Annotated in this window: 15 protein-coding genes; 7 read left to right on the top strand and 8 right to left on the bottom strand. The window is 71.5% G+C overall.

From position 1 onward, the window contains the following. Nucleotides 1–152: 152 nt before the first annotated feature. Nucleotides 153–1256 carry a DUF4349 domain-containing protein gene (locus ABZ860_RS20915; RefSeq protein WP_357222462.1) on the top strand — a complete coding sequence of 368 codons (1104 nt, stop codon included), beginning with the start codon at nucleotides 153–155 and terminating at the stop codon, nucleotides 1254–1256. 4 nt (nucleotides 1257–1260) lie between these two features. Here ABZ860_RS20915 and hemE read toward each other — a convergent pair whose 3' ends face one another. Continuing rightward, nucleotides 1261–2298, bottom strand: a complete 1038-nt coding sequence (gene hemE / locus ABZ860_RS20910; protein ID WP_357222460.1) for a uroporphyrinogen decarboxylase — start codon at nucleotides 2296–2298, stop codon at nucleotides 1261–1263. 567 nt (nucleotides 2299–2865) lie between these two features. Here hemE and ABZ860_RS20905 point away from each other — a divergent pair. The 3 genes from ABZ860_RS20905 to ABZ860_RS20895 are packed head-to-tail and all read left to right on the top strand — an operon-like array spanning nucleotide 2866 to nucleotide 5083. Next, nucleotides 2866–3462, top strand: a complete 597-nt coding sequence (locus tag ABZ860_RS20905; protein WP_357222458.1) for a DUF3000 domain-containing protein — start codon at nucleotides 2866–2868, stop codon at nucleotides 3460–3462. Between the two features lie 3 nt (nucleotides 3463–3465). Beyond that, nucleotides 3466–4689, top strand: a complete 1224-nt coding sequence (locus tag ABZ860_RS20900; protein ID WP_357222456.1) for an HRDC domain-containing protein — start codon at nucleotides 3466–3468, stop codon at nucleotides 4687–4689. 1 nt (nucleotide 4690) lies between these two features. Beyond that, nucleotides 4691–5083, top strand: a complete 393-nt coding sequence (locus ABZ860_RS20895) for a VOC family protein (RefSeq protein WP_357222454.1) — start codon at nucleotides 4691–4693, stop codon at nucleotides 5081–5083. Between the two features lie 73 nt (nucleotides 5084–5156). Here the strand turns inward: ABZ860_RS20895 and ABZ860_RS20890 are convergent, their stop codons facing one another. Then, a complete protein-coding gene (locus tag ABZ860_RS20890) occupies nucleotides 5157–7592 on the bottom strand; it encodes a hypothetical protein (protein ID WP_357222452.1) in 2436 nt (811 codons plus the stop codon). A 238-nt stretch (nucleotides 7593–7830) separates the two neighbouring features. Between ABZ860_RS20890 and ABZ860_RS20885 the strand changes: the two genes are divergently transcribed. Together ABZ860_RS20885 and ABZ860_RS20880 are read left to right on the top strand one after the other, a co-directional pair. Further along, nucleotides 7831–9015: a thiolase family protein gene (locus ABZ860_RS20885; protein WP_357222449.1), complete on the top strand. Its 1185-nt coding sequence runs from the start codon at nucleotides 7831–7833 to the stop codon at nucleotides 9013–9015. Continuing rightward, nucleotides 9012–11117 carry a 3-hydroxyacyl-CoA dehydrogenase NAD-binding domain-containing protein gene (locus ABZ860_RS20880; RefSeq protein WP_357222447.1) on the top strand — a complete coding sequence of 702 codons (2106 nt, stop codon included), beginning with the start codon at nucleotides 9012–9014 and terminating at the stop codon, nucleotides 11115–11117. The genes ABZ860_RS20885 and ABZ860_RS20880 overlap by 4 nt, the downstream gene beginning before the upstream one ends. Before the next feature lie 222 nt (nucleotides 11118–11339). On the opposite strand, the gene ABZ860_RS20875 is transcribed toward ABZ860_RS20880, so the two are convergent. Beyond that, entirely contained in the window at nucleotides 11340–12413 is a 1074-nt protein-coding gene (locus ABZ860_RS20875; protein WP_357222445.1) for an alkene reductase, read from the bottom strand. A gap of 125 nt (nucleotides 12414–12538) precedes the next feature. On the opposite strand from ABZ860_RS20875, the gene ABZ860_RS20870 reads away from it, so the two are divergent. Further along, nucleotides 12539–12907 carry a MerR family transcriptional regulator gene (locus ABZ860_RS20870; RefSeq protein ID WP_357222444.1) on the top strand — a complete coding sequence of 123 codons (369 nt, stop codon included), beginning with the start codon at nucleotides 12539–12541 and terminating at the stop codon, nucleotides 12905–12907. Nucleotides 12908–13043: 136 nt separating this feature from the next. Here ABZ860_RS20870 and ABZ860_RS20865 read toward each other — a convergent pair whose 3' ends face one another. The 5 genes from ABZ860_RS20865 to ABZ860_RS20845 form a co-directional block, all read right to left on the bottom strand. Beyond that, nucleotides 13044–15224 (bottom strand): alpha/beta hydrolase-fold protein, encoded by a 2181-nt coding sequence (locus tag ABZ860_RS20865; protein ID WP_357222442.1) that lies wholly within the window; start codon nucleotides 15222–15224, stop codon nucleotides 13044–13046. Nucleotides 15225–15673: 449 nt separating this feature from the next. Further along, nucleotides 15674–15799 carry a hypothetical protein gene (locus ABZ860_RS20860; RefSeq protein ID WP_357222440.1) on the bottom strand — a complete coding sequence of 42 codons (126 nt, stop codon included), beginning with the start codon at nucleotides 15797–15799 and terminating at the stop codon, nucleotides 15674–15676. Nucleotides 15800–15940: 141 nt separating this feature from the next. After that, nucleotides 15941–18802 carry a BTAD domain-containing putative transcriptional regulator gene (locus ABZ860_RS20855; RefSeq protein WP_357222438.1) on the bottom strand — a complete coding sequence of 954 codons (2862 nt, stop codon included), beginning with the start codon at nucleotides 18800–18802 and terminating at the stop codon, nucleotides 15941–15943. Nucleotides 18803–18990: 188 nt separating this feature from the next. Next, entirely contained in the window at nucleotides 18991–19500 is a 510-nt protein-coding gene (locus tag ABZ860_RS20850; protein WP_357222436.1) for a hypothetical protein, read from the bottom strand. A 4-nt stretch (nucleotides 19501–19504) separates the two neighbouring features. Beyond that, on the bottom strand, nucleotides 19505–26509 hold the full coding sequence (locus tag ABZ860_RS20845) for a polymorphic toxin type 43 domain-containing protein (RefSeq protein WP_357222434.1): 7005 nt from the start codon (nucleotides 26507–26509) through the stop codon (nucleotides 19505–19507). Nucleotides 26510–26516: the final 7 nt, after the last annotated feature.

The raw sequence follows: 26516 nt of genomic DNA, 5'->3' as shown, positions 1-26516 counted from the left end.
GTCCGGCCGGGCCCGGCCGGACCCACGGGGCCCCACACCCCCCGAAACCCCTCACCCCCCGAAACAGAGGCGCCGGCGACCACGGCGGCATCGTGATGCCATCGTGATCGCCGGCGCCGAACTGTCCCCATCGGTGAACCGATGTAAAGGACATGAGGCGAATCCGGTACGGCGCGGCGGCCCTCACGGCCGTCGCCTTTCTGTTGACGGGGTGCGGCGGCTCGGGCGAATCCAGCAGCGACACGGCCGGCAGCGCCGCTGCTCCCATGGCGCCGACCGGCGAGGCCGCCACGGCCGGGGCCGGGGACCAGAGCGCGGAGCGGGCGCCCGCCACGGGCGGCGCCGGCGGCGGACAGGACAAGACCCGGCTCGATCCGGCCGACCGGGCGATCGTCTACCAGGCCGAGCTCACCGTCGAGGCCAAGGACGTCACGGCGGCGGCCGACCGCGCGAAGGCGATCGTGACGGGTGCGGGCGGGTACGTCGCCGAGGAGCGCAGCGAGTCCGTCTCCGGTGGCGACCAGTCGACGATCGCGTTCAAGGTGCCCCCGGCGCGCTACGCCGACGTGCTGGCCCAGCTCGGGCGCGACCTCGGGAAGCGCACGTCGGTGCGGCAGAACGCGCAGGACGTCACCGAGGAGGTCGCCGACGTCGCCAGCCGGGTGAAGTCGGCGGAGGCCGCGCTCGGACAGTTCCGCACGCTGCTGTCCAAGGCGAACAAGATCGGCGAGATCCTGGAGATCGAGCGGGAGATCTCCAGCCGCGAGGCCGATCTGGAGTCGCTGCAGGCCAGGCAGAAGGCCCTGGAGGCGCAGACCGGCATGGCCACCGTGACGCTCACCCTGGTGCTCCCGCCGACGCCCTGGGCCCGGCCCGAGAAGAAGGAGGACGAGACCGGCTTCCTCGCCGGGCTGCGCGCCGGCTGGAACACCCTGACCACGTCGACCGTCGTGGCGCTGACCGTGCTGGGCGCGCTGCTGCCCTGGATCGTCGTGGCCGGGGTGGTGTGGCTGGCCGTCCGGGCCGTCATGCGCCGGATGCGCCGCCGTGCCGCCCCTTCGGCCGGTCCTGTGCCCCCCGGCGCCGTACCTCCCGGTCCCGTTCCTCCCGCTTCTCCCGGGCACGGGCCCGGCTCCCCCGCGGGTCCCGCCCCGGGTCCCGCCGGGCCGCACCTCGGCTCACCGGAGCCGGGTCCCCGCGAGGACCGGGACGAACACCGGGATCAGGACCGGGAATCGGAGCGCACGCCGGGATAGGTCGTCAGCGTGCCGACGACTCGTGGACGAAGTCGGTGAGCCGGGCGAGCTGGTCGGGGTCGGTCGAGGGAAGCACGCCGTGGCCGAGGTTGAACACGTGCCCCTCGGCCACCCGGCCGCGCTCGAGCACGTCCCTGGCGCGCCTCTCGACGACCTCCCGGGGCGCGAGCAGGATCGCCGGGTCGAGGTTGCCCTGCAGGGCCTTGCCCGCGCCCACGCGCAGGGCGGCCTCGTCGAGCGGCACTCGCCAGTCGACGCCCACCACGTCGGCGCCGGCCTCGCCCATGAGGCCGAGCAGCTCGCCGGTGCCGACGCCGAAGTGGATGCGCGGCACGCCCAGGTCCGCCAGGCCCGCGAAGATCCTGCCGGTGTGCGGCAGTACGTAGGTGCGGTAGTCCTGCGGCGCGACCGCGCCCACCCACGAGTCGAAGAGCTGGACGGCCGAGGCCCCCGCCTCCACCTGCACGCGCAGGAAGGCGAGCGTGATCGCGCCGAGCCGTTCCATCAACTCGTGCCACAGCTCGGGCTCGCCGTACATCATGGCCTTGGTGCGGTCGTGGTTCTTCGAAGGGCCGCCCTCGATCAGGTACGACGCGAGCGTGAACGGCCCTCCGGCGAAGCCGATCAGCGGCGTGCCGCCCAGCTCCCCGGTGAGCGCGCCGACCGCCTCCGTCACGTAGGGGACGTCGTCCGGCTCCAGGGGCCGCAGGACCTCCATGCCCGCCTTGTCGCGGATGGGGGTCCCGACGACCGGGCCGACGCCGGGCTTGATGTCGAGGTCGACCCCGATGGCCTTGAGCGGGACCACGATGTCGCTGAAGAAGATCGCCGCGTCCGTGCCGTACCTGCGGACCGGCTGCATGGTGATCTCGACCACGAGGTCGGGCGTGGCGCAGGCGGTGAGCATCTCGACGCCCGCGCGCACCCTGCGGTACTCGGGCAGCGACCGCCCGGCCTGGCGCATGTACCAGACCGGCGTGTACGGAACGGGCTCGCGCCGGCACGCGCGAATGAAAACGGAATCGGCGAGCTGGGGTTTCACGGCACCAGCCTGCCATGCCCCGGTGCCGCCCCGCGCCGGGACCCAGGACCTGGGGCTCCAGAACGACGCGAGGATGGCCGTTGATCGCGTAAGGTGAACCCCATCCCCTCCTGTGAGTCATCTCACAGCTCGGCAATGTGTTCGCCAATCGGCCATCCGGCATCGATTCCAATACCACTTTCGAGACACGCCGAGTGCGATGCGGGGAAATGTCGCCGGGACGTGCCAACGTCGGATCAGTCCCGAGCGACCGCCACCACCGTGGATCCGACGAGAGGCCCCGGAGCGATGACTTCGATGTGGAGTTCCCCCGAACGCCGCACTGAGCGCTGTGCCGGCAGCGACGCCGCGCGCCCCGCCCGCCCCAGCGGCGCGCCGCGCGCGACGGGGCGGCGAGACCGCGCGGACGGCCGCGGCGACCGCCGGGACCGCACGCGCGGACGCGCCCCGGCGCGGCCGGCCGGCCGGGTGACGGCTCGACTGGCGGCGACGGTTTGACGACTTCCGATGCCCCCCACAGCCACCCCCCTGCTTCGTGCTCTCCCGAATCCGACCTACTCTTCCGTCATGACCCTCGGTGAACCGCCCTCGCCTCCCGCCGCCTTCCGGCGCGCGCTGGAGACGCTGCGCCCCGCCGAGGTGAGGCCGGAGATCGAGCTGGAGGACATCCCTGCGCCCCAGCGGCTCGCACCGTATTCCGGTGCCGTCGGGGCGTCGGTGTACCGTGACGACGACGAACTCGCCGTCGGCCGCCTGATCATGCTGTTCGACCCCGAGGGCCAGCGCGGCTGGGAGGGACCGTTCCGCCTCGTCGCCTACGTACGCGCCGACATGGAGCCGGAGATGACCACGGACCCGCTGCTGGGACCGGTGGCCTGGAGCTGGCTGACCGAGGCGCTCGACGCCCACGGCGCGCGGTACGCCGCGGTGGGCGGCACGGTCACCCGCGCCGTCTCGGAGGGGTTCGGCGGCAAGGCGGACGACCCCGTCACCACCGAGATCGAGCTGCGGGCCTCGTGGTCGCCGCTCGACGAGGACCTGTCGCCGCACGCGGCCGCCTGGTGCGACCTCATGTGCCTGGCCGCGGGCATCCCCCCGCTGCCGCCCGACGTCGCCACGCTGCATCCGCGCCCCGCCCGCCGAGATGATCCGAAAGTTCCTTAGCCCGTGACAGAACCCGTAATCCAGCCACTGTTGGAGCCGCGCGAGGGAATCCCGCCCGTCATCGAGGACTCCGCCGCGCTCGCGGCCGCCGTGGACGCCTTCGCCCGCGGGACGGGACCGGTGGCCGTCGACGCCGAGCGCGCCTCCGGATACCGCTACAGCGGCCGCGCCTACCTGGTGCAGCTGCGCCGGGCCGGCGCCGGCACCGCGCTGATCGACCCGGTCAAGTGTCCCGACCTGTCCGCGCTGGACGAGGTCGTGCGCGACGCCGAGATCGTCCTGCACGCCGCGAACCAGGACCTGCCGTGCCTGGCCGAGCTGGGCTTCCGGCCGCGGCGGCTGTTCGACACCGAGCTGGCCGGCCGGCTGCTCGGCTACGAGCGGGTGGGTCTGGGGACCATGGTCGAGCTCGTCCTCGGCCTGCGGCTGGAGAAGGGGCACTCCGCGGCCGACTGGTCGACCCGGCCGCTGCCGGAGGACTGGCTGCGCTACGCCGCGCTCGACGTGGAGGTGCTGGTCGAGCTGCGCGACGTCCTGCACGACGAGCTGACCGCCACCGGCAAGCTGGAGTGGGCGCTGGAGGAGTTCTCCTCGATCCTGGCCGCTCCCGCCCATCCCCCGCGTACCGACCCGTGGCGGCGCACCTCGGGCATCCACCGGGTGCGCACGCTGCGCGGGCTCGCCGTGGTGCGGGAGCTGTGGACGCTGCGCGACGAGATCGCGCGGGAGGCCGACCTCGCGCCGGGCCGCGTGCTGCCCGACTCGGCGATCGTGCAGGCCGCCCTCGACCAGCCGCGCACGACCAAGGCCCTCACCGAGATCACGCCGTTCGTCGGCCGCAGCGCCCGCCGCCACCTCAACGACTGGCTGGCGGCGGTGAACCGGGCCCGCACGATGCCGGAGACGGCGCTGCCGCAGCCCGTGGGGCCCGGGGACGGCCCTCCCCCGGCCAACCGGTGGGCCGATCGGGACCCGGCCGCCGCCAAGCGGCTCGCGGCGGCGCGGGCCGTCGTGGCCGCACTCGCCGACGAGCACCGCATGCCGACGGAGAACCTGCTCCAGCCCGACGCCGTACGCAGGCTGACCTGGGAGCCGCCCGCCCCGATCAGCGAGGAGACCGTGGCGGCGCGGCTGCGGGCGCTGGGCGCGCGGGAGTGGCAGATCGGCCTGGCCGTCCACCCGCTGGCCAAGGCGCTCGAACGGCTGGAGATCAAAGGAGAGGTGTGACATGCGGGGCCGCGACCCGGACGTGGAGTCCCCCTTCGGCTACCGCCTGCACCACGTCCAGCTCGCCGTTCCGCCCGGGTCGGAGGACGACTGCCGCGCCTTCTACGTGGGCGTGCTCGGGATGACCGAGATCGGCAAGCCCTCCGCGCTCGCCGCGCGCGGGGGCCTGTGGGTGCGGGCCGGCGCCCTGGAGATCCACCTCGGCGTGGAGGAGGACTTCCGTCCCGCCCGCAAGGCGCATCCGGGCATCCTGGTGACCGGCCTCGACGACCTCGCCGCGCGCCTGGCGGCCGCAGGCGTCAAGGTCGCCTGGGATCCGCACTTCCCCGGCCACCGCCGCTTCTACGCCCACGACAACGTCGGCAACCGCCTGGAGTTCCTCGAACCGCTGTGAGCACGCGAAGGCTCCCGGAGGCGCGCGGCCGTGGCCGTGTGCCGGCCACGGCGCCCCCCGGGAGCCTGTTCGCTCAGCTCGCGTCGTCGTCGTTCACGACGAGCCGGGCGAAGCCGCCGCCGATCGTCGCGTTCACCGGCACCGAGGCGACCACCTGGTAGGACTGCGGCGCGGACGCCACCGCGGTGTCGCCGACAACCGGCACCTGGAAGGACGCCTCCAGGGACCCGGCCGGGATGACGACCTCCCGCGCCGCCGAGGCGATCACCGGGGCGACTCCGGTCGCGATCGTCTGGATCTGGACCGTCACCGGCGTGGCGCTGTCCTCCGACAGCCTCGCCGTCATCGTGGCCGTGCCCGGGCCGTCGCCCTCGTCCACGGTGGCGCCCTCCACCGACACCTGCGGCAGCCTTTCCGTGCGGGCCTCACCCACGGCCACCGTGGTGAAGGCGAGATCCGCGAGGTAGACCCCACCCTTCTGGCTCGCACCCGAGATCCGGATCTCGCCGATCTGCTGCGGCTTGACGCCGGCGAGCGAGCTCAGCGGGACGCGTACCGTGCGCAGCCAGGTCTTGGGCAGCGGCGAGGCCGTGCCGGGGAACGCCGTGAGCGCGTCGCTCACCTCCGACACCCTGACCGTGTGCGACGCTCCGTGCTTGTCGACGATCTCGACCGCGAGGTCCACGTCGCCGGTCGCCGTCTCGTCCCTCGCGGCGCGGAAGGTGAGCGCGTCGTAGCGGGAGACGTTCCGGTCCTGCTCGCCGAGGGGCACCGTCACCGTGCCCGTGGGGTCGCTCCAGGAGAACCGCAGCACCGGGGTCGAGGCGACGTTGTTCGCGTACGTCGCGGGCGTCCAGGACGGCGCCTGCGAGGTGGTCAGCGTGGAGGCGCAGGACGGCAGGCCGCTCTGCGGCGAACGGCCGAGCATCCCGGCGCAGACGACCGCGGTGGCCGAGCCGGAGACCCGCGTGGACGGCGCGAGCGACGTGAAGGAGGCCACGTCGAGGCGCTTGCCCGCGGGCGCCTGGGCGACGGCGTGCACGACGGCCCGCCCGGCGGAGGCGGTGGTGCCGCCGCTGCCGTCGAACAGCGGCATCAGGCCCTGCTCACCGCCCTGGACCAGGCGGAAGAACCCCGCGATGTAGGCGGTGCCGGCGGCGTACTGCTCTGCGGCGGTCAGCCGCGACGGCGCGGCGCCGCCGCAGACCGGGTCGTTGCGGTTCGACCAGTCGTCGGACGCAGGCGCGTGCGCCACGCCCGGGGTCCACTCGGTGTTGAAGAAGTTGTGGTCGGCGCCCATGACCATCAGCGAGGAGCGGAAGGCCGGGTCGTCGTCCACGGCGTATCGGGAGTCGTCGTAGAAGTGCTGGCCCTGCTGGTTGGAGACGTCCCCGTCGCAGTAGGGCAGGATGACGGCCATCGGCGTGCCGGGCAGGGTCGCCCGCGCGAAGTCCGTCGGCGCGAGCGGCAGCACCGCCCTGATCCCGTACGGCCTGGCCCTGCCCGCGTTCATCAGCACGGCCTTGACGACGCCCTCGCCGCCGCGCGAGTGGCCCATCAGGCCGACGTCGGACATGTCGAGGCGGCCCTTGAACAGGCGCACCAGCCTCGCGTCGCCCACGCCCTCGCCGGCGTCGGCGAGCAGGTCGAGGTGACGCATCACGACCTCGCCCCGGGCCAGCGCGCCCCGGTCCTCACTGTAGGGGTTGTCGGCGGCGTTGACGCCGTTGGCGCTGACCGACACGACGACGTACCCGTGGCTCGCGAGCACGTCGGCGGGGCCGTCGTAGCCCTGGTAGCTGGCGATGGGCCGCTGCCCCGCGGGGCAGGGCCACTGGGTGTTGGACGTCGTCCAGGCCGCCGGGTCGTAGCAGGCCGAATGGCGGCCGTGCAGGAAGACGACCAGCGGGCGCCTGCCGCGGGCGCCTTCCGGCAGGTAGACCTTCGCCCGGATCTCGGCCTGGCGGCCGCCGAGCCCCTCCAGGGTGACGGCGGTGTCGCCGAGGTCGTACTCGTCGTGGGTCACGGAATACGGGCCGGGCGCGGCGGGGTCGACGGGCGCGGGATCCGGCGTGCCGTGCGGGTTGGCGGGCGACTTCGCGGACGGCTCGGCGGGCGTCGGCGCGGCCCTGCCGACGGCCGCCGCGGCGGCCCCGGGCACCTCGCCGTTCCAGGCCACGTCGACGGACGACGCCGCGGCGACGGCGGGGTCGGGGGTGACGACGGTCAGCGTCATGCCGTCGGGAGACTCCTCGGCCGGGCCGAGCGACCGGCCGTCCGCCGCGAGTTCGGGGACGGCGTCGCGGACCGGCAGCGGCGTGTTCAGGTGGAGGGTGACCCGGTGGCCGCCGCCGACGGGTTCGACGGTCCAGGTGCCGTCGTCGCCGCTCACGCGGGGCGAGCCGGGGGGCGCGGCGTACGCCGGTCCTGAGAGGAGGGGGGTGGACAGGGTCGCGGCCGTCATGGCCGCGGCGAGCGCCGTGGTCCAGGCGCGCACAGGAGAGCGCATTGGTTCCTTTTCGAGTGCAATGCCCCAAGAAATCCGACAGCGAGAGCTAGAGGAGTGATTCTTGAGGTTTGAGGGGTTGCATCCCGAATGAGATCGTCACCGGCGACATGTGCTGATTCCTGCCGATTTCCGACCAGTTAACGATCACTCACAGGCGCGGCGGACCCGCCGATCCCGGGACCGGTTACTGACCAGTAGCATAGGGAGCCGGAAGCTACCGACAAGTAGGAGCGAACCCGTGCCTGCGTCCCGTGAAGTCGTCTTCGTCGACGGCGTTCGGACGCCTTTCGGCAAGTCGGGCCCGAAGGGCCTGTACGCCGAGACGCGTGCCGACGACCTGGTAGTCCGCGTCATCCGCGAGCTGATGCGGCGCAATCCCGGCCTCCCCCCGGAGCGGGTGGACGAGGTGGCCATCGCGGCCACCACCCAGATCGGCGACCAGGGCCTGACCATCGGCAGGTCCGCGGCGGTGCTCGCCGGCCTGCCGAAGTCGGTCCCCGGTTACGCCGTCGACCGCATGTGCGCCGGCGCGATGACCGCCGTCACCACGGTGGCGGGCGGCATCTCCTTCGGCGCGTACGACGTGGCCATCGCCGGCGGCGTCGAGCACATGGGCCGCCACCCCATGGGCGAGGGAGTGGACCCCAACCCCCGGTTCCTGTCCGAGCAGCTCGTGGACGGCTCGGCGCTGGTCATGGGCATGACCGCGGAGAACCTGCACGACCGCTACCCGTCCATCACCAAGGAGCGCGCCGACGCCTTCGCCGTCGCCTCCCAGGAGAAGGTCGCCAAGGCGTACGCCGACGGCAAGATCCAGCGCGACCTGGTGCCGGTGGCGGCTCGCAAGGCCGCCGAGGGCTGGGGCCTGGCCACCGTGGACGAGGCGCCGCGCCCCGGCACGACGCTGGAGGGCCTGCGCACGCTCAAGACGCCGTTCCGCGCGCACGGACGGGTGACGGCGGGCAACGCCTCCGGCATCAACGACGGCGCGACCGGCTGCATCGTGGCCGCCGAGGACGTGGCCGCGGAGCTGGGCCTGACCCCGCGCATGCGGCTCGTGTCCTACGCCTTCGCCGGCGTGGACCCCGAGGTGATGGGCATCGGCCCGATCCCCTCCACCGAGCGCGCGCTGCGCCTGGCCGGGCTGTCCATCGACGACATCGGCCTGTTCGAGATCAACGAGGCGTTCGCCGTACAGGTGCTGGCCTTCCTGGAGCACTTCGGCATCGCCGACGACGACCCGCGCGTCAACCCGTACGGCGGCGCGATCGCGTTCGGCCACCCGCTCGCGTCGTCGGGCGTGCGGCTGATGATCCAGCTCTCACGCGCGTTCGCCGAGCGGCCCGACGTCCGCTACGGGATCACCACGATGTGCGTCGGCATGGGCATGGGCGGGACGGTCATCTGGGAGAACCTGGCATGAGCACGATCGAGACCTGGAAGGCCCTCCTGGAGGGCAGGAACGCCGACGAGGTGGTCACCAAGGCGCTCGTGCGCGACGTCGAACTTCCGTACGGCGCGGGCACGATGGCCCTGATCACGCTCGACAACGGCCACGACCACACCAAGCCGAACACCTTCGGCCCGCACGGCCTGCTCGCGCTGAACGACGCGCTCGACGCGATCGCCGCGCGCTCCGACCTCGCGGCCGTCGGCGTCGTCGGCAAGCCGTTCATCTTCGCCGTCGGGGCCGACCTCAAGGGCGCGGCGGCGGTGTCCTCCCGCGAGGAGGCGCTGGCCATCGGGCAGCTCGGGCACCACGTGTTCCGCCGCCTCGGCGAGCTGGACGTGCCGTCGTTCGCTTTCGTCAACGGCGCGGCGATGGGCGGCGGGCTTGAGATCGCGCTGCACTGCGCTTATCGCACCGTGTCGTCGGGCGTCCCGGCGATCGCGCTGCCGGAGTGCTTCCTCGGCCTGGTGCCCGGATGGGGCGGCACCCAGCTGCTCCCCCGCCTGATCGGCCCGGAGAAGGCGCTCAAGCTCGTCATCGAGAACCCGCTGTCGCAGAACCGCATGATCAAGGGTCGTGACGCGTACGAGCTCGGCATCGCCGACGCGATGTTCGAGCCCGCCGACTTCGTCGAGGAGTCGCTGCGGTGGGCCGCCCAGGTGCTGCGCGGCGAGGTGACGGTCGAGCGCGCCGACCACACGGCGGAGGACTGGGCGCCGGTGATCGACCAGGCCAGGATCCTCGTCGACCTCAAGCTGCGGGGGGCCTCCCCCGCGCCCTATCGGGCGCTCGACCTCGTGGCCCTGGCTCGTACGGCGTCCCGCGACGAGGGCTTCGCCGCCGAGGACGAGGCGCTGGCCGACCTGCTCATGAGCGACGAGCTGCGGGCCGGGCTGTACGCCTTCGACCTGGTGCAGCGCCGGGCCAAGCGGCCGGCCGGCGCGCCGGACAGGTCGCTCGCCCGCCCGGTCACCAAGGTCGGCGTCGTGGGCGCCGGGCTGATGGCCTCGCAGCTCGCGCTGCTGTTCGCCCGCCGCCTGGAGGTCCCGGTCGTGCTGACCGACCTCGACCAGGCCCGGCTCGACAAGGGCGTCGGCTACGTGCACGCCGAGGTCGACAAGCTGCTGGGCAAGGGCCGGATCTCCGCCGACCAGGCCAACCGGCTGAAGGGCCTGGTGACGGGGTCGCTGACCAAGGACGCCTTCGCCGACGCCGACTTCGTGATCGAGGCGGTGTTCGAGGACCTCGGTGTGAAGCAGAAGGTCTTCGCCGAGGTGGAGGAGGTCGTCTCCGAGACCTGCGTGCTCGCCACCAACACCTCCTCGCTGTCGGTCACCGACATGGCCTCCGGCCTGCGGCATCCGGAGCGGGTCGTGGGCTTCCACTTCTTCAACCCGGTCGCGGTGCTGCCGCTGCTGGAGATCGTCCGCGGCTCCGCCACCGACGACGCGACGCTGGCCACGGCCTTCGCCGTCGGCAAGACGCTGAAGAAGTCGTGCGTGCTGGTCAAGGACGCGCCCGCGTTCGTCGTCAACCGGCTGCTGACACGGTTCATGGGCGAGGTCACGGCGGCGGCCGACGAGGGCACCCCGCTGGAGGTCGCCGACCACGCGCTCGACTCGCTCGGCCTGCCGATGACGCCGTTCGCGCTGCTCCAGCTCGTCGGCCCGGCCGTCGCGCTGCACGTCGCCGAGACCATGCACGCGGCGTTCCCGGACCGGTTCGGCGTCTCGGAGAACCTCGCCAAGCTGGTGGCCGCGGGCAAGCCGGGCCTCTATGGCCCGGACTTCCAGATCGACCCTGAGGTGCGGGCGCTGTTCGAGGGCGGCTCGTCCCCCTCGACCGCGGACGACGTGCGGCTGCGCGCGCTGCGGGCCCTCGCCCAGGAGATCAGGCTCATGCTCGACGAGGGCGTGGTCGCGGCGCCGCAGGACATCGACCTGTGCATGATCCTCGGCGCGGGCTGGCCCTTCCACACCGGGGGCATCACGCCCTACCTCGACCGGACGGGCATCTCCGAGGAGGTCACCGGCTCCCGCTTCCTCGAGCCCGGCGTCGCCTCCGTACCGGCCTGAGTTCTCCTGCCGCCAGCCGCCCGGCCCGGCCTGCCGCTGACAGGCCCGCGCCGGGCGGTCCGGCTGCGACTTCCTCGACGGACCCGCGAACCACGAGACCGCGGACCCACAAGGCTCTTCATCACAGGGCCGCGCGGAACCCAGGGGGCCCGCACCACAGGGCCCCGAGGCTGAGCCGCCGCGCCGCATCGGCGCGGCGGCTCGCCGTGCTTCCCCACGTGGTCAGGCCGCGTGGCGGTAGGCGGGATAGGTGATGTAGCCGGCGTCGCCGCCCTGATACCAGGTGGACTGGTCGTGCGGCGCGATGGGAAGCCCCTGGCGCAGCCGCTCCACGAGGTCGGGATTGGCGATGAAGGCGCGGCCGAAGCTGATCAGGTCGGCGCCGAGCCCCAGCCAGTGATCGGCTGCGGCCTTGTCCGTCTGGCGGGGGCCCAGTGGGAAGACCGGGTTGACGACGAGCGTGCCGGGCCAGGCCTTGCGCAGCTCGACGAGCACGTCCTCGTCGGTGGTGGCCTCGAGGTGGACGTACGCCAGGCCAAGGGGGGCCAGCTCGGCGAGCAGCGCGCCGTACAGCTCGGGGACGTCGGTCTCCTCCGCGCCCCAGATGCCCGCACCCGGCGAGAGCCGGATCCCCGTCCGGTCGCCTCCCACCGCCTCGACGGTCGCCGACACCGCCTCCACGGCGAAGCGGATCCGGTTGGCGATCGATCCGCCGTAGGCGTCGGTGCGGAGGTTGGCGCTGCTGGACAGGAACTGCGCGATGAGGTAGCCGTTCGCGCCGTGCAGTTCCACGCCGTCGAAACCGGCGTCGACGGCCCGGAGCGCGGCTCGCGCGTAGGACAGGGCGTGCTCGGGCACCTCGGCGGTCTCCAGCGCCCTCGGCACCGGTGCGGGCTTGGGCCCTGCGGGGGTGAACACCTCCCCCAGGGCGGCGACGGCCGAGGGGCCCACCGGACGCATCCCCGTGGTGTCGGGATGGGAGACGCGGCCCCCGTGCATGATCTGGGCGAAGATGCGGCCGCCGTTGGTGTGGACCGCGTCGGTGACCGGCCGCCACGACGCGACCTGCTCGTCGGTGTACAGCCCCGGTGTGCCCGGGTTGGACTGCCCGACGAGGCTCGGCTGCACCCCCTCGGTCACGATGAGCCCGGCGGTGGCCCTCTGGGCGTAGTAGGTCGCCATCGACGGTGTCGCCAGGCCGCCCACGGCCGCGCGGACCCGGGTCATCGGGGCCATCACCACACGGTTGGGCAGGGTCAGCGCGCCGAGCTGGTAGCGGTCGAAAAGAGTCGTCATTCCTGAGCGCCTTTCAGGGGTTCCTGCGGAAGGACGCGTCCGCCGGCTGGACACGCGACTACGCTAAGACCTGACACTGACGTCAGAGGCAAGCGTTTCAATCCGAAATTTCCTCAGGAGGCGCGATGCGTATCGGAGAGCTGGCGTCGCAGGCCGGGGTGAGCGTCCGTTCGCTGCGCTACTACGAGGAGCAGGGCCTGCTCACCAGCACGCGCAGCCCCAGCGGCCAGCGCCACTACACCGACGACGAGGTCGAGCGCGTACGGCTCATCCAGTGCCTGTACGCCGCCGGGCTCTCCAGCCGGACGATCGTGGAAGTGCTCCCGTGTGTCGACTCGCCGAGCGAGCGGAACTCCGACGAGGCGTTCGAGCGGCTGGTCCAGGAGCGGGATCGCATCAGCCGGCACATCGACGAGCTCCTGCGGGCCCGCGACGCCCTCGACCTGCTCATCGACGTCAACCGTGCCCACCGCGCCCAGCTGACGCCTCGCTGACCGATCCGACGGGCCGCCGGGGCGCGACGGCGCGGCGCAGCCGCCCGTGGCGTCGGGCGACTGCGCCGCGCAAACCCCAAGGTCAGCGCTTGGCCACAGCTCAGCGGATGAACACGGCTCAGCGCTTGGACACGGTTCAGCGCTTGAACAGGCGCGGAGCCAGGTCGATGAGGTTCTTCTGCCACACGTCCCAGCCGTGCGGCCCGGGGGTGACCCCGTCGAACTCGTAGCGGATACCGAGATCCTTCATCGTGGTCAGGGACGACATGAAGAACGGCTGCACGAAGTCGGTCTGGTCGCCGACGTACAGGCGCAGCATCTTGGTGCCGTTGTTGATCGCCGCCACGTCGACGCCGGCGCCGTCCCCGAACCAGGACGAGAACGCCCCGATGTAGGCGAACTTCCCCGGGTACGCCTTCAGCACCCCGAGCGTCTGCACCCCGCCCATCGAGAGGCCGGCGAGGGCCTGCTGCGACGGGTCGCTGGAGACGTTGTAGCGGGCGCGGGCCGCCGGAACGATGTTGTCCAGCAGTTCCTTGGTGAAGTCGGACACGTTGCCGTTGCCCATCACGACCACCATCGGCACCAGCTTCCCGTCCAGGAACTCGTGGTCGAGGATCTGTTTGGCGCGTCCCATCTCGGCCCAGTCCGTGTAGCTCTGACCGCTGCCGTGCTGGAGGTAGAGAACGGGGTACGGCTGCGCGCGGCCGGCGTCGTACCCGGGCGGGGTCCACACCAACGCGGTCCGGTCCTGGTTCGCCACGGTGCTCCGGTACGTCAGGCTCTCGACCTTTCCGCCCTGACCGGCGGGAACATCGGAGAGCAGGCGTGACCTCTCGCCCGGGATGAAGAAGGTGCTCCAGGTCGGCTCGGAGGTCACCTTCGTCGGGTTCGACGCGTCCTTGACCGAGACCCGATCCACGATCCACTGGTAGTAGTAGAACCACGGGTCGAGCGGACCCACGGTCGCCCGCCACCGGTCGCCCTCACGGGACATCGGGATGCGCAGCCAGCTCCCTCCGGGAGCGTCGTTCGCCCACACCGTGACGTGCTTGGCGTCGGTGAAGTCCGTCGTGGTCTCGAAGGTGACGAAGCCGCCCTCGGACACGAACGGCGTCGGCGTCGTGCCGGGCGCCGGCGGTTTGAACTCGCCCTTCAGCCGCCCGTGACCGGCGCTCGGACCGTGATCCCGCACCGTGCGGAACAGCCGCGGCACGAAATCGATCAGGTTCTCCTGCCAGGCGTTCCAGTTCCCCCCGGCATCGGGGTTGACCCCGTCGAACTCGTACCTGACACCGGCGCGCTCCAGCGCTTTCGTGAGACGAACGGTCGCGTTGTAGGCCGGATCGGTCACGTTCCCGGTGTACAGACGCAGCTGCTGGAGGGAGCGGTTGACGGCTTTGGCGTGCGCCCGGTCCACACCGTCCGCCAGAAGACCCGAGAACGAGCCGACATAGGCGAACTGACCCGGGCCGGTCAGGGCGGCACGCAACGCCTGCGACCCGCCCTCGGAGACACCGGCGATCGCCTGGTGCTCCCGGTCGCGATGGACACGGTAGGCGCCCGCGACCGCCTTGCGGAGGTCCTTGAGGTCCTTGTCGTCGTCCGGTCCGCGACCGTCGGTGATCACGACGACCATCGGCTCCATGGCACCCTGAGCCGCCAGGTTGTCGAGGATCTGCTTGGCGCGACCGAGGTCGAGCCAGTCGGTGGCGCTCCTGTCCGGGCCGGACTGCAGGTACAGCACCGGATATGGCTTGCCGCCCTTGGCCCGATAGCCCGGCGGCGTCCACACCAGCGCCGACCGCTCCTGCGTCTTGACCTGGTAGGTGAGGGTCTCGACCTTGCCGCCCTGTCCCTGGGGAGCATCCGCCAGCAGGCGCGCCGAGTCGCCCGGAACGAGGAAGGTGCTCCACAGAGGCTTGGACGCCACGGTGGCGCTGTTCGTCGGGTCCTTGAGACCCTTGGTGGTGTCACCCGTGACCTGGTAGGAGTACAGCCCCGGCTTGAGCGGGCCGAGGGCCCCCCACCAGATGTCGCCCCGGCGGGTCAGACCGTACTCCGCCCAGGCGGAGGAGGGGCCGAAGTTCCCCTCGACCATCACCTCCGACACCTGGCCCACGCTGGCCTCGATGGAGGCCGCCGGGATGCTGATCGACACGTAGCCGTCGCCCGAGACACTCAGCCACGGCGTGTCCGCCACCGCTGGTCGCGGCGCGACCAGAACTGCCGCGATCGCCATGGCCCCGGCGGCGATCACCGCCGAGAGCCTGCGCACGCCCGTTGGGCGCACGCTGCCGTGATGAAATAACGCCATACCGAAACTCCCTTGATGGCCGGTGACGGCCGGTCCGGCACACCGGCCTTGCTCGCCGGTAGAACGTGCCGCGGATTCCGCTCCTGGACCTCCGCGGTCACGGGTATATTCGCCCCCTTTTAGCCTTAAGCGTTATCCGTCGCGATTTCACCGAATCAAGGTAATTGACACGCTTTGGAAGCACAAGCCCGTTCCGGCCTCTCACCATGCCGACGTCATGGGCGCGATAGTTGGGGTCGTGTACGACCAGCCGGCCGGCGGGGCGTCGCCCTGAGAGGGGCCCGGTCCGATATCCATGACGCCCCCAGACGCTGCCGCCTGTCCCCTAGCGCCGAAATATCCGGAAGCGATGCGGTGCGTCAGGTGGAATTCCCGCGCCGGCACGTAGCGCCGAGCCGCCGCGCCCGATCGGCGCGGCGGCTCGGCGTACAGCGTGTCACTCGCGACGGTCAGCAGCAGCCGAGGCGCGGATCGCGGCTCGCAACGATCACCTCGACGTGGCGGTCCGGAACGACGATGCCGGCCCCCGCGACCAGTCCCCCGCCGATCAACGCGGTGATCAGGAGGCGCTTCATGTGCTTTCTCATCTCTCTCCCCGTTTCGAACGACCTTCGGGGATATCGACGCCAGGGCGGACGAGGAAGTTCGGACTCATAGAAAGTTTGATGGAAACGCCGACGACGAGTTGGGGCTGCTCGCAGGCGGATCCGGAACGGTCAGCCCTGGTCGTGGATCTCGGCCTGCACGCGGAGGGCACGTCGTTCGTCGTGCCGGTCGCCGCTCTCCCTGGCGATCCGCAGCGCCTCCGCGACGTGCCTCGACGCCTCGTCGAGGTCGCCGAGCATCCGGGACGACCGGGCCAGCGCGACCAGGGCCTCCGAGCGCTCCTGCGGCCCCTGAGCGCAGGCGTCGAATCTCGCCAGCGAGTCCCGCAGATACGTCCGAGCGGTGGCGGCGTCCCCGGCCGCGAGGTGCGCCTCGCCGAGACGCCGCAGCGTCATCCCCTCGTGCATCGCGTCGTCCGCCTCCTGGGCGCGCCGCAGAGCCTGCCGCAGCGTCGCGACGGCCTTGTCAGTGGAGCCGAGCTGCAGATGCGCGTCGCCCGCCATCATCAGCGCGTACCGCTCGCCCACGGGGGATGCGACCTGGCGGCTGATCACGAGCTGTCGCTCGGCGTATCGCAGCGCCTCGGCCGGACGCTCCAGGAGAAGGCAGGCGCTGGCGAGGTTGCCGAGCGCGCGCAGTTCTCCCAAGGCGTCGCCGAGCTCCCGGCACAGGTCCAGCAGCTCATGGAGGCACGTGAGTTCCTCCTCGTCGTGGTTGAGCAGGTGGTGCGCCATCGCCACCATGGCCAGCGCCTGCGCCTCGCCCTCACGGTCCGAGAGCCGGCGCGCGGTCTCCAGCGACCTCGTGCCGAGCCAGAGCATCTCGTGACGGTACCCCTGCACAGCCAGATGCCACTGCAGGTTGAGAGCGAGGGCGATCGCAAGGTGAGCGGTCGCCGTGTCGCCGTCCCATGCCTGGCCGACGACCGCCAGCAGGTTGGGCCGTTCCCGTTCCAACCAGCGGGTCGCCGCTTCCCGGTCAGGCAGCGCCTTGGGCGTCTGCGGAACCTCCGGCACGGCGGCGTGCAGGCGGTGTGGATCGATCATCCGCACGGCCGCGCCCGTGGTGGCGAGGAAGAAGCCGAGGACGCGGCGGAGCGCGGCCTCCCGCCGCTCCGGCGGTTCGGTGTCCAGCCCGCGCTCCTGCGCGTACAGCCTGATCAGGTCGTGCAAGGTGTAGCGGCCGGGAGTGGGGCTTTCAACCAGCCGCGCGTCGAAGAGCCTCTCGACGATTCGCTCGGCCGTCCGCGGCGGCACGTCGAGCAGCGCGGCCACCGCCTCCAGGCTCAGGTCCGGTACGCGCAGCAGGCCGATCAGGCGGAACGCCTGCGCGGCCTCGCGGTCGAGGGCCTGCCCGCTGCCGGCCAGGGCCGTGTAGCTGACCGCGATGCTGCTGCGCACGCCGACGTCCCCGGTGCGCAACTCGTCAAGACGGCCGCTCTCGTCCTCCAGGCGTTCGATGAGCATGTCGGCCGACCAGCCGGAGCGGCTCGCGAGCCGGGCGCCTGCGACGTGCAGAGCCAGGGGGAACCCGTCACACAGGTCGGCGAGCCGTTCGGCGGCCTTCTCGGAGAAGCCGACGCCGCCGGACCGGAACCGGCGCACCAGCATGGCGACCGCGTCGTCCCGCGGCATGGGGCCGAGATCGACGTGCGAGGCGGGAGCGGCCGGCGCCAGGTTCTCGCGGGACGTCAGCAGGACGGTCGAGCCAGAGGTCATCGGGAGAAGGGGGCCGACCTGCGCGATCGAAGCGGCGTCGTCGAGGAGGAGCAGCACCCGCCTGCCGTGGAGGACCGTACGCAGGGCCGAGGCGGCCTCGTCCACGTCGGGCGGAATCTCCGACCCCGGCGTGCCGAACGTCCGCAGTAGCCGCCCGACCAGCTCACCCGTGTCCAGTCGTCGTACGCCGGGCATCGCGCCGCGCAGGTTGACGTACACCTGGCCGTCGGGGAAACGGGCCGCGGCCCGGTGCGCCGCGTGGAGGGCCAGGGCGGACTTGCCCGCGCCCGGTGGGCCGCAGATCGCCACCACCGGCGTCGGCGGCGACCCGTCCGAGGGGTTCAGCCAGGTCTCCAGGCGGCTCAGCTCCCGCTCCCTGCCGACGAAATGCGGCGCGTCGGAGGGAAGCTGCCTCGGCACCGCCGAGGGCGCTGCCGCGGGTGCCACCGGTTCCTCGCCGTCGTGGGTACCGCGCGAGGCCGCCTGGGCAGTGTCGAGGAAGAGGTCGGCGTCCCCGGCGAGGATCCGCCGGTGGAGCCGCTGAACGGGTTCCCCCGGCTCCACGCCCAGCTCATCGACCAGGCGGGTTCTCAGCTCGTGGAAGGCCGCGAGCGCGTCCGCCCGCCGGCCGTCACGCGCCAGGGCCAGCATCAGCTGGCCCCACGGGCGCTCACGCAAGGGGTGGTCGCGTACGCACTGCCGGAGCGGGCCGATCGCCTCCGCGTGCAGGCCGAGATCGAGCCGCGCGTCGGCCCAGTCTTCGAAGACCCCCAGCCGCTCCTCCCCCAGCCCCGCCGCGATCTGCTCCAGCAGGTGGGTGAGCGGTAGACCTTGCAGGGGGTCGTCCCGCCACAGCAGGAGGGCCCGCCGCAGGGTGGCCTCCCCCTGCCGCGTGTCACCCGCCTTCAGCATGCCGCGGCCCTGTCTTACGAGGTCCCTGAACGTGAGGAGGTCGAGTTCCCCGGGTCGTACGGCGAGACGGTAGCCGTCTCCCACCGTCTCGATCGGCGCGGCCGCCGGGTCCTCCGGCGACAGCAGCCGGCGCAGCGCCGAGATGTAGGTCTTGAGGTTGCCCCGGGCAGAGCGGGGCGCCGTGCCGTCCCAGAGGTGCTCCACGAGGTGATCGGCCGGGACGACCCTGCCCGCGCTCACGAGCAGGGCGACGAGGACCTGCCGGTGCTTCGCGCGGACGAGGGGGACCTCCCGGCCGTCCGCGTCACGGACGCGGACCGAACCGAGGAGCCGGTATTCCACGCCGCCTCCACCCTGAGTCGCAGGTGCCTAGATCCTAGGCACCCGCCTGACTCAGGGCAAGATCGGCGAGATTCCCGTGCGGCCACCGCATGAACGCGGGCATGAAATCACCTCGTTACCTGCGCTTGCCGCTTGCGGGTGCATCGACGGGCTCTATATGCCGCAGAGGCTCCTGCCGCAAGTCGGGTTCACTGAGAATTCGGCATTTCGCCCAGCCGACGAATGATCTTCTCTGCCTTATGACGATTTGCCTGCCCAATCCGGTGCGACCGAGAGACCTCCTTCAGTAGGTTTGTCGTCTCCACGGACGCTGGATAGCGATCCAACCACGCAAGCGCTCGATCCACCCAGTGCCGGCGTCGGGTTGCTAGCGCGAGTTGGAGGATTTCAGGTATTGGCAGTGCCGGGAGAGGGGTCGGCAGCTCATATCTCAGGACAGCATCTCGCAGCTTACTGTCGAGAACATCGACTTCCAGCTCGAGAATGGTTACCCATACCTGGCTAAGAACATCGGAAGCTGCGGTGGCGACTGCACCGTTAATTCTCCCGATAACCCAGACCCCCGAAATATCGAGACCCAGCCACAGACCGGTTGTGGTGACCTGGAACAGAGGAATCCATCGAATCGGCAGTGGCTCCTCCGCATATCTCCAGAGATCGGGATTCAGCCGCGAGAGTGCTTCCTGCAGCGCGTCCATCGAATTAGTGGAACCTTCCCCAGCCAGCCATATGATCGAGCGAGAAACCATACCCTTCCATGAATTCCTGAAACTGCTGTCGGACTTCATTGGTCCACTGATGGCCATAGTGCCCTGAACGCTCATCTGTCAGGAATACGCCATCCTCGCGCCTCATTATTTCGCCGCCGACCGCCTCGGCGTCATTGGCGCCGATGCTTCCAGCCAAGCCGGGATGCCCCATCCCGAAGCGCTTACCTGCTACGACCAGCATCCTCTTGGATGGATCGAATAAGAAGTCGTGCGAGCTACTCGTGCTGATGTGATTGAAGGCGCCCGTCGACTGCACCCGATCGCTAACCTCGATGACCCCGGGTGTTGGACCACTCCCGGCAAGATCACCGCAGTTGTGGACGAGGACGGGGGCGGTGCCTGCCTGGACGTAGAAGGTGTGGGTGTCGGCGACGGTGAGGTCGTAGACGGCGGGGTGGGCTGGGACGGTGGTGGTGCCGACGACCTGGACCGTGGCGCCGGACGGAGTGCGGAGACGGTCGGCCGGGGTCAGGTGGTCGGCGCGGACCCACGCCTTGTCCTGGCTGTCCCAGAACAGGTGGTGTTCCGTGGCGAGGATGTCCCCGGTGTCGTGGCCCTTCTCGCCGTCGGTGTCGACGGTGATCTGGACGAGGCCGACGTAGCCGACGCCCGAGAAGGCGGCGACCACGAGCTTCGGGGCCGTCTCACCGGTCGACGGGTCGGTGGCGAGGACCTTGTCGCCGGGCTTGATCTTCTCGATCGCCTTGGTGGTGCCGTCGGCGAGCTTGACCAGGGTGCCGGCGACGAAGCTGTCGCAGGTCCCGCGAGATCCGGACGAGGCGTGCGCCCTCTCGCGTGCGGCGCCCCTTCCTGCCGATCGTGCGGCCGCGCCTTCGCCCGCTTCGGCCGCGTCCTCGGCGGCGGCGCCCGCCTTGCCCAGAGCGGATCTCGCCTTGCTCGCGGCCTTGCCGACGGCCCCGGCGACGGCCTTGCCCGCCGCTGTGGTGGCCACCTTGCCGAGCACGGCCGAAGCGGCCTTGCCGAGCGCTCCTCCGGCCGCTCCGGTCACGGCTCCCACCGCCGCCGCGTGGAACGCGCCCCCGAGGCTCCACTGGTCACGCGGGGTGGAGACCAGGTAGCCGGCGAGGTTGCCCGCGGCTCCGCCGACCGCGGCGCAGCCGATGCTGCCGGCGCCGCCCGTGGCCACCTCGCAGCCGATGGTCACGGTCACCGAGACGGCGACGTTGACGATGGTTGCCTTGTGCTGGTTCCAGAAGTTCTTGGCCTTGCAGCCGAAGTCCCAGCGCCCGCAGTGCGGTGGGCTGCTCGGCGGGGGCGGTGGGTTGTACGAGGGGTGGCCACCGCCACCGCCGCCGTTGTCCTTGGAGCCGCTGCCCCCGCCGCACTTGCCGGCGTAGTAGCAGTTGGTGTCCCCCGTCAGCGGGCCGTCGAGGCCCGAGGGGTCGCTGACCGTGACCGGGTTGTTTCCGGCGTAGGCGTAGCCGTTCCAGCTCTGCGGCTCGGCGGCGTCGAAGACGGGGTCGACGGAGATGAAGCGGCCGGTCTCGGCGTCGTACTCGCGGGCGCCGAGGTGGGTGAGCGCCGTGGCGTCGTCGATGACGCCGCCCACGAAGCCTCTCTGCCCTGGCCAGAGTGACGGCGGCGTGCCGCGCTGCTGCCCGAACGGGGTGAAGCGGCGGCGGGTGGGCGTCTGAGCCGCGTCGTCGGTGACCGATATGTCGGTCGTGCCGTGGTTGTCGGCGCCCAGCCAGGTGAGGCCCTTGTTGGTCCGGGCCGCGACGACCTGGCCGCCGTGTGTGTAGTAGCGGGTCGCGCTCTTGGCGCCGGTGGCCTTGTCGACCCGGATCTCCATCCCGGCGACGTACAGGGTGGTGGAGGTGGGATCGCGGCGGATCAGGCGCTCACCGTCGGCGTCGTAGACGAAGGTGCTGACGCCGGAGGGGTCGGTGGACTTGGCGAGGTGTCCCTCGACGTCCCATTCCAGCGCCCGGCCCGAGCCCCGCTCGGTGGTGTTGCCGGCGGCGTCGTAGGTGTAGCTGTCGATCTGCCCGTCGCGGTCGCCGCCCTTGTACTCGACCGAGGTCAGCGTGTGCGGCTGCGGTTTGCCGGCCCCCGCGTACGTGAAGGTCTTGGTGACGTCGCCGCTCGCCTGGTGGTCGACCTCCTTGGTGCGGTTGCCGACCTTGTCATAGGTGAAGGACTGCCAGTAGGGCGCCGGCCCGCCGACGACGGCCTGCGAGGGGTCGGCCGCGCAGTCGTCGGTGGCCGTCCATGCCTCGGTCAGGCGCCGTAGGTAGTCCTGCCGGAAGCACTGCACGTCGGGCGTCTGGCCCGAAGGCCTGTCCGCGATCTCGGTGATGTTGCCCGACGGGTCGTACGTGTAGTTGGTGTCCGCGACGGAGATCGGCGCCGTCTCGCGCTCGTACAGAGAGCGGGTGAGCCGGTTGGTGCCCTCCTCGTAGAAGTTGGTCTCCTTCACCCGCTTCAGGCCGGTGCTCATCGTCATGTCGAGCACCTGGCCGAGCTTGGAGTACGTGGTGGAGGTGACGTAGTCGGTCAGGCCGCGCGTGGTGGTGGGATCGCCGAGCTCGTCGTAGCCGTAGAGCATCGTCTCGCCGAGCAGCCCGCCGGCCGCGGGCAGCACCGTACGGCGGACGGTGCCGTCGGGGTTGTAGTCGGTGCCGGTCTTGTAGGTGCCGGCCAGCGCGCCCTCGGAGGCCGGGATGACGGTCTCGGTGCCGAGAGTGCGGTAGGCGTCGTCGAACCCGGTGACGGCCGTCGTGTACGCGTCCACGGCGCCAGTCGTGGCGTTCTTGACGTATCGGGTCGAGGCGGTCGGCTGGCCCTTGACGACGGTGCCGTCGGGCAGGACGTCGTACTTCCACTCGGCGAGCTTGGTGCCGCTCGCCGAGGTGCCCTCGTACTCGGCGGTCTTGCGGCCGAGGGCGTCGTAGGTGAAGAAGACGCTCTTGCCGCGGGCGTCGGTGGTGGTGAGCAGGCGGTCGGTCTTGTCGTCGTACGTCAGCTTCGCGGTGCCCTTGTCGGGGTCGTCGAGCTGGACGACCCGGCCGCGCAGGTCGTAGTGGTAGGTCCACGCGTTGCCGTCGGCGTCCTTGACGGTCGCCGGCTGCCCGGTCGGCGTGTAGGAGTAGGTGGTGGCGTCGTAGTCGCCGCTGGGGCCGTCGCCCTTGTACTCCCGGAACTCGACGATCTCACCGCGGGCGTCGGTGATCCTCGTGGTCGGCGTCGAGCCCTCAGGAGGATCGACGCTGACACGGTCGCCGCCGTACGTCACGGTGGTGCGCCACTGCTCGCTGCCGCGCTTGCGGAAGATCTGCGCGGTGGCCCACTCCATGCCGTTGTAGACCGTGACGTTCTGGCCGGGGACGTCGTCGTCGCTCGCCGGGGTCCACAGCGTGGCGCCGGGCGCCCCCTCGACGTAGTAGTCGTCGTTGGTCTTGTAGACCAGGCCACGGCTGTCGTACAGCGTGTCGTTCACGACGCGGCCGCCGCCGGGGGCGGGCTGCTGGGTCTGGCGGGCGCGTAGCAGGCCGTCGTACAGGGCGTACCCGGTGGTGTAGTTCACCCCGTCGTTGCGGAGCGTCGAGGTGGTCACCGTGGTCGGCCCGTCGGCGCGGACCTGGTAGCCGAACTTCATGTTCGGTGCTGAGGCGTACGACGCCTTGGCGTGCCCCGGCAGCCATACGCCGGTCAGCCTGCCCAGCGGATCGTAGGTCAGATCGGTGCGCTTGCCGTTGACGTCGATCGTGGCGGTGGGGAGCCCCCAGGCCGGCTCGACCTCGGTCTTGCTCGCGTGCCCGAGCGCGTTCGTCACCGTGGTGCCGGTCACCAGGCCGGTCACCGGGGTGTAGGCCGTCGTCGTCTTCCCGCCGGAGGCGTCGGTGACGACCAGCGGCCTGCCGTACACGTCGAAGGTGGTGGTGCCGACCGTGACGTACTGCGGGCCGCCGTTCCAGGAGCCGAGCTTCTCGGTCCTGGTGACGTCTCCCTTGTCCGGCGCGGCGCCGAACGCCTTGCCGTCGTAGTACTTGCGCACGTCGGAGGCCACGTCGTCCGGGCGGTCCGGGGTGACGTCGCACGCCTTGGTGACGGTCTCGACGCGCGAGACGTAGGAGACCATCCAGCGAGAGGCGTCACGGGCGTACTCCGTGCGGATGCACTGGTCGTCGTTCGCGGTCGACTCGTCGCCGAGGTCGTTCACCTGGGTGGGCAGGCCGTCGGTGTTGTAGTCGGTGCCGGTCTTCGTGTATCGCCAGCCGCCGGACGCCAGCGCGGTCCTGGTGCGCTCGGTGTCCTCGCGCACCATGGTCGCCTTGGTCGTGCCCCAGGAGCGCACTCGCTTGGCGGTCTGCTTCACCCAGTAGGAGGTGACGGTGCCGCTCATGGCGGGACCGCCGGGACCGTCGTAGTGGATCTCCTCGCGGACCCTTCCCTGCAGGGCGTCGGCGTCGTCCACGGCCGTGCCCGCGGAGTCGGCGACCTTCACGTTCCGCGTGCCCCCGCCGGGCAGCTCGTCGCCGTCCATGCCGCGGAAGTAGAGGTACTCCGACTGGGAGCGCTGCTCGGGCGCCTCGCCGTGCGTGACCCGCACCCTGCCGTAGCCGCGCCACTGCGACCAGGTCTTGTACTTCTCCTTGGTCAGCCCGTCGTCGTCATCGTGGTGCCAGGCGCCGCCGCCGAGGTACTCGTAGCTCGTCACCTCGTCGGGCGCGCCGCCCGTGCGGTCGATCTCCCGCACCTGGGTGACGACGTACTTGTGGAACCAGTCGAGCTTGGGCGAGGTCGCGCCCTCGGGCGACCAGTACTGCGGGTAGCAGCGCCGGGTGTTGGTCCCGATGTCCGGCTTGTCGCCGGACGTGCAGTCCTCGTCGGAGTAGGCGACGGACAGGGAGCCGCCGGTCTCGTTGTCGATGGCCGAGATCCGCCACTTGGTCAGCGGCGGCCGCCCTTCGAGGGCGTCGACGCGGTTGGGCCTCTGGACGCCCGCGAACCGCACCGACGGCAGCGACGCCGTGCCGCCGACCTTCCCGGTGTGGGTGATCCCCGCCAGCCACAGGGTGGCGGCCGTGCCGTCGCCGGGAGCGCGCATCTCCTGGTCCAGCGTCCAGGTGTCGACGTCCTTGTAGGCGCTGCCCGACAGCACCTGGGTGGTGACGGCGGCCAGCCGCTTGCGCGTCCAGAACGTCGGGGAGTACTTGTCGATGCACTTCTCGCCGGAGTCGCAGTTCTGGTCGTACGGCACGTCGGGCCAGTATTTGGCGTTGTCCTTGGTGAACTTGCTCTCGGCGCAGTCGAAGCTCGACGTCGGGATACACCGCTCCTTGACGTCGAAGGAGACCCGCGCCGGCGCCGACGAGGTGAAGATCGCGTCCGAGCGCTGGCCGTAGTCGATGCGCTTGAGATAGCCGCCCCGGTCGTACGCCGTCGGGGTGCCGTTGGGCACGCCGTCGGTCAGCGTGGTGACGTCGCGGCGGTAGTAGTTGGTCTCCTTGCCGTACCAGAACGTGCTGACCGTGCCGTGCGGGTCCACGACGTAGTCGAGGTTCCACCGCCAGGCCTGCCGGCACCACGAGTCGGAGAAGGCGCTCTTGTGGCACGGCTCACCGTCGTCGTCGCCGAAGACCGGTACGGTCCAGGTGGAGTTCGTCTCCGCCTTGCCGTCCGCCCAGCCGGGCAGGTGGTTGCGGCCGAAGTAGTACTGGGTGCCGTCCGGGGTGGTGACGCGCCAGTATTCGCCGTCGTCGTCGCCGTTGTCGGCGCCGGACAGCTTCTCGACCTTGGAGCCGTCGTCGTCCTTCGGCTGCCAGGTGCCGGTCGCGTCGTCCAGCACCAGTTCGGTGGCCTGCCCGTTCAGCGACAGCGTCGCGTTCGCGTTGCCCCAGCACTGGTCGTTGCGCTTGGGCGTGACGCCGTCGTCGGCGCACGCCTTGTACCTGCGCTCGATGAACCCTGGCCAGTAGTCGAAGCCCTCGCCGATCCAGGATGCCTGGTTGTTGGTGGCGACCGTGCGGCCGTCGACGCTGCCGGAGGAGTAGGCGAACCCGACGTTGGGCGTCGGGCCTCCCGGGACCGGCGGCAGGCGCAGCGGATAGGACCAGGAGAACGCCCCGCTCTGGTTGCTCACGCTCCAGGTGGCCGACGGCGACAGCGAGGTGGCCTCGTAGGTGCCCGCCGATCCCGACGGAGCCGCCTCGGCCGCCAGCGTGGTCGCGCCGGCGGCGGCGAGGTCGACGTCGGCGGTCAACCTGCCGGTTCCGACGTCGTTGCGCGTGGGCAGCGGTGTGCGAGTCTGGCACTGCGGCAGGTCGGGCGTGCTGGCGGCGCACCCGGGCAGCCGGACGAGACGCAGCCGCGACGCCCAGTCGCCGCCGTAGGCGTACCGGAAGCCCGAATAGTCGACCTGGACGGCCACCCGGCGTGCCGCACCCCCGGCCTGCGGGGTCAACTGGAGGCCCAGGCCGGTGACGCGCGACCGCTCGGCCGTGGGGGTGTCGAGCACCCGCACCTGCACATCCGCCGCCGGGGCCCCGGACGACGGCGTCGCGGTTGCGCTTGTCGCCCCGGCGGGAGTATCGGAGGACGACCCGGCCGCGCCGGGTCTCGCCGCGCCCGCCGGGCCGATCCACACCGGCAACCCGCCGGCCCGCGCCATGCCCGCCCCCGCGCCTTTCTCCGGGGACGACTTCGCGGCCGGGGAACCGAGGGCGACCATCGCGGCGCCGGGCTGCGGCCAGGTCACCGCGGGGGCGCCCTTGAGGTCGAACCGCGCCCCCGGGTCCTGCGCGGCGGCCCGTGCCCGGCTCTCGTGGCCGGGCACGGGGTGCTGATCCTGTGCCTTGTGCCAGGCCGGGTCGTCCGCGGCCTGCGCCCCCGGCACCGGTACGGCCAGGGTGGCCGGCACCACGACCGCCAGCATGCCGGCGACCCCGGCCCAGCCCCGCCATGAAGCGAGCACGACTACC

This window comes from Microbispora sp. NPDC046973, assembly GCF_040644495.1.
Taxonomy (GTDB): domain Bacteria; phylum Actinomycetota; class Actinomycetes; order Streptosporangiales; family Streptosporangiaceae; genus Microbispora.
The sequence above is the reverse complement of the archived record's forward strand: the minus strand, read 5'-3'. Positions and strand labels throughout refer to the sequence as shown.